The following is a 3,400-nucleotide window of genomic DNA, read 5'->3' on the forward strand; positions in this document are numbered from 1 at the left end:
CGCCGGTGTTTGGAATGAAGAAAACGGAAGAGCCGTCGCGGCAGATGGCGTTCATATAGCCTGCGTCATGCCCAGCTCCGGACCACATTTCTTCGCAAGCAAAGGACGCAGCAGCAGACTTTACGGCATCGACAGCTTTTTGGTTGAAAAGAGTCGGGTGAATGTTTTCTAAAATTTCTGGCTCCAAAAGCGTGATTTCAACGGAGAGATTAAGGCTTTCGATAATCTTTTTTGCTCTTTCGATGAGCTTAGAGTTAAATTCGATCAGCAAGTCTTTGTCGACCCCGCGCGATGAAATACCGATTGTTACATCTTCGGGAATGCGATTGAACGCCTCGTTTTTGATGTCCCACGTTCCGTTATTTGTTCGCAATCTATCATTTATAACCATTTCTTTTCGTAGCCCTCTATATGCGTTGTATATTGCAACCGCGCCTTCCTGCGCATCGCGACGCTTGCTCATAGGGACTGTGCCGTCATGCCCGCCTCGGCTTGTGACGTGAAATAAAATCCTGCATGGGGCAGAAACGCCGCTGACTATACCTATTTTTTTATTATTATCTCTTAACACATCGCCCTGCTCGATATGAGGCTCGAAAAAAGACAGGAAATTTAATTTATTGCTTAGAAGCGGCAGGTTTAAGAATTTGTTTGCCTCTTCGAGTTTGTATTGATATCTTAGCCCGAGCCCGTCGTCGAACTGCGGCGATGCGATAGAAGTTTGAAGAATTTTTTCAAGTGCTAATTGCCCGCTCAAGTATTTACTGCCCAAACAGCTCTTGCCAAAAACGCTGCTTTCCTCGCATTCAAAAGCAATTACTGCGATGTTTTCTTTTACATCTGCGCCTGTTTCTTGCAGTTTTTTGACCATCGCCATGCTGGCGGCGATGCCCGCTAATCCGTCGAAATTGCCTCCATTTGGCACTGAATCGATATGAGAACCAAACGCAACGACGTCTATCGGAAGCTTTAATTTTGGTTTTTTGTCTGCATATAAAATCCCGAAAATGTTGCCGACTTCGTCTGTATAAACGTCTAATCCAAGTTCGCGCATCTCGCCTACAAGGCGGATTTTCGCTTGAGTTTCCGCGCTCGAAAAAGCAACACGATTGCCGCATTCGCCTATGGTTTTTAATAAATAATTTATATAGTCCTTCATTATTTAACAGTTCTCCCCCGAGACAATATTTTAAAGGTATAATCGAAAAATGATTCAGCGCGAAGCGCGCATTTTTCGAAGAAGAGAGGGCAATCCGAAAAGGGAGGGATTAAAAGCGATTTTCTTTTAATCCGGACCCAAAGGACTAGCCCGAACGTGGTGCGGCTAGAGGGACTTGAACCCCCACGAATTGCTTCACTAGCACCTCATGCTAGCGCGTCTGCCAATTCCGCCATAGCCGCGTCGCTGCGGCATCGCCTATTTAGTTCGTCCCTTGCGATGCTCGGGAACTCACTTTGCGGCGAGCCTTGCTCATTTCGAAAAACGCGGGCTTCGCCCTGTTTCGTTTTTCGATTAAAATCTTAAAAGCTTTTATATTATATCATAAAACTGCGAAAAAATCAAGCTAATCGAGTTTTAGCACGGACATGAACGCATCTTGCGGAATTTCGACGTTGCCAACCTTGCGCATGCGTTTTTTGCCCTCTTTTTGCTTCTCTAGCAGCTTGCGTTTTCTCGAAATGTCGCCACCGTAGCATTTTGCCAACACGTCTTTGCGCATGGCCTTAACCGTTTCCCGAGCTATCACTTTGTTACCTATCGCCGCCTGAATCGGCACTTCGAACATCTGGCGCGGTATCGCCTCTTTTAGCTTTTCGGCGATCTTCCTGCCACGAGAATAGCTGTTTGAATTATGAACGATCAGCGATAGAGCGTCGCACACGGAGCCGTTTATCAGGATATCCAGCTTGACGAGCTTGGATTTTTTATAGCCGTATATATCATAATCAAAAGATGCGTAGCCTCTTGTGCGGGATTTGAGATGGTCGAAAAAGTCGTATATAATCTCGTTTAACGGCAGATAGTATTTCACGTTCGCGCGCGTACTGTCGATATATTCGACGCCGATGTGCTCCCCGCGGCGCTCTTGGCAGAGTTCCATTATTGTGCCGATATAGTCGCTCGGCGCATAAATCTCGGCTGTCACGATAGGTTCTTCCATATAATCTATCTCGGTTGACGGCGGAAGGTTGGTAGGGTTATCGATGTTTAACACCTCGCCGTCGGTTTTATGCACTTTATATATTACACTTGGCGCGGTCGTGATTATGTTTAAGCCGTACTCGCGTTCGATACGCTCTTGGATTATTTCCATGTGCAACAAGCCTAAGAAACCACACCTGAAGCCAAAGCCGAGTGCAACGGAATTTTCTGCTTCGAAATGGAGCGATGCGTCGTTTAACTTTAACTTTTCTAGGCTATCGCGCAGAAGTGCGTATTGCGAGCCATCGGCAGGGTAGATGCCGGAATATACCATTGGTTGCACGTCTTTATAGCCCGCTAGTGGTTCGGTTATGCCTCCTTTTGCGTTTGTAATAGTGTCGCCGACTCTTGCGGATGATACGTCTTTAATCGACGCCGTTATATATCCTACTTCGCCTGCCGACAATTCTTGCTTTGGCTCATGTTCAAGCGCGCCGAGGTAGCCCACTTCGACGACTTCGTATTCCTTGTCCGTCGCCATTAACTTGATTTTATCGCCTTTTTTGATTGTCCCGTCGAACACGCGCGTATAAATTATCACGCCTTTGTAGCTATCGAAGAAACTATCGAAAATTAGGGCTTTGAGCGGAGCTTTTGCATCGCCTTTTGGCGCAGGAATTTTTTCGATTATTTGCTCTAGCACCTCTTCGATGCCTATTCCGTTTTTCGCAGAAATTAAGGGTATGTTTTCCGTGTCTAGCCCGATTATGTTTTCGATTTCGTGTTTAATCTCGTCTGGTCGCGAGTTTGGAAGGTCGATTTTGTTTAGCACAGGCAATAGATCAAGGTTATGCTCGAGGGCGAGGTATGTGTTCGCTATTGTTTGTGCTTCGACACCCTGCGATGAATCGACAATCAAAATAGCCCCTTCGCACGCTGCGAGAGAACGGGACACTTCATAGTTGAAATCGACGTGCCCTGGCGTGTCGATTAGGTTAAATACATATTTCTCGCCGTTTTTGGCTGTGTAATCCAAGCGAACAGAACGCGCTTTGATGGTTATTCCGCGTTCTTTTTCTAGTTCCATGTTATCCAATAATTGCTTTTCCATGTCACGCGCTTCGACGCTGCCTGTCGCTTCTAAAATTCTGTCTGCCAGCGTTGATTTGCCGTGGTCTATGTGCGCAATTATGCTGAAATTTCGTATGTGTTTTATATCGCTCATTGTGCAGACATTATATACGATTAGAGCCAAAA

2 protein-coding genes and 1 tRNA gene are annotated in these 3,400 nt (G+C 46.0%); all 3 read right to left on the reverse strand.

The window, feature by feature from the left end; all coding sequences use genetic code 11:
• The coding region (locus ACYVTD_RS10745) for a hydantoinase/carbamoylase family amidase (RefSeq protein WP_461247769.1) at positions 1 to 1,159 on the reverse strand (1,159 nt) is incomplete at its 3' end.
• A 157-nt stretch (positions 1,160 to 1,316) separates the two neighbouring features.
• A tRNA-Leu gene (locus tag ACYVTD_RS10750) sits at positions 1,317 to 1,401 on the reverse strand.
• 164 nt (positions 1,402 to 1,565) lie between these two features.
• Positions 1,566 to 3,368, reverse strand: coding sequence for a translation elongation factor 4 (gene lepA / locus ACYVTD_RS10755; RefSeq protein ID WP_461247770.1), 1,803 nt, complete (start codon positions 3,366 to 3,368; stop codon positions 1,566 to 1,568).
• Positions 3,369 to 3,400 lie beyond the last annotated feature (32 nt).

The sequence above is a fragment of the Treponema sp. R6D11 genome, from assembly GCF_054786075.1.